General features: G+C 73.0%; 1 pseudogene. It reads right to left on the bottom strand.

Annotated features, from left to right (window positions below):
- Nucleotides 1–747: pseudogene (locus AE652_RS41825) on the bottom strand (HEAT repeat domain-containing protein); the annotation flags it as partial.
- Between the last annotated feature and the right edge of the window lie 389 nt (nt 748–1,136).

A 1,136-nucleotide genomic window follows, 5' to 3' on the forward strand; every position in this document is an offset into this window, starting at 1 on the left:
GGACGGCGAGTCGGGGCCGCGCGCGGGCTCCGGGCGGGCGTCGGGCCGGCCGAGGAAGGCGCCGGCGCCGAGGCCACCGAGCTCGCCCTGGTCGGCCCAGGCCAGCACGTCGGCGGTGGACCAGCCGGGGGTGACCCCGCTGCGGTTGATCTGGCGCTGCCACAGGTCGAAGGGTGACTGCTCGCTGGCCGCCGCCACTCTGGGGTGGTAGGCCGCCCAGAGCCGCCAGGGCCGGGGCTCGTACGCGTTGCGGATGAACTCGCGCAGCTCGGCGTCGCCCTCGGGGCCCGGCTCGAAGTGGTCCAGTACGGCGGTGCCGAGCAGCAGCAGGCCGCGGTCGTCGTCGCGCAGGGCCAGCTCGTCGAGGGCCCACGCCCAGTTGGCGCCGGTGGCGGCGTACTCGCGCAGCATCAGCAGCGCGTCGCGCCGGCCGTACGCGGCGAGGTGGCCCAGGACGGAAAGGGCGAGGCCGGTGCGGCTCTCGTCGTCGGTGACCAGGTCCTCGGCGGAGTGGAGGTGGTCCTCGATGCCCTCGAGGGGGGCTTCCAGGTCCATGTAGATGCGCGCGTAGTAGAGGGAGCGGCTCTCGACCTGCCAGTCGGCTCGCGGGTCCCTGGTGATGCACTCCTCCAGCGCGGCGATGGCCTCGGCACGGTCGGCGGCCAGCGCGTGGAGCTGCCCGTCACCACGGCCTCGCTGAAGGAGGCCTAGGAGGCTGGCACTGGGTGCTATCACTGGCTCGAACATGAGGTCAGCATCCGTTGCGGCGGTCGGAGTGGCAACGGGATTTCCGTCGCCGGGGTCTCTGGTCGGTACTGCGGTGGGCGCCCGGGCGCCGGAATCACCGAAGGTTACCGCCTCGGGCCCCCGTCCGCACACAGGGCGACGACGGCTCCGGCCACAGTGGCATATGCCAGCGGAAATTTTGCCCGCGTTCTGTCGAAATCACCCACAGGGGTGACAACGCTGTGCGACAGTCTTCTCACTGTCCGAACGGCCCGCACACCGCGGGCCGTGTACCGAGCGATAGGTCCGCCATGAACATGCCATTAGGCGCCACCCGCCCGCCGGGCGCCGCCCACGTGGACGGCGCCCCGGCGGGCGGGGGCGGCACGGCGAGCGCCGGCAGCGGCACG

It is taken from the genome of Kitasatospora sp. MY 5-36, assembly GCF_001182915.1.
GTDB lineage: Bacteria > Actinomycetota > Actinomycetes > Streptomycetales > Streptomycetaceae > Kitasatospora.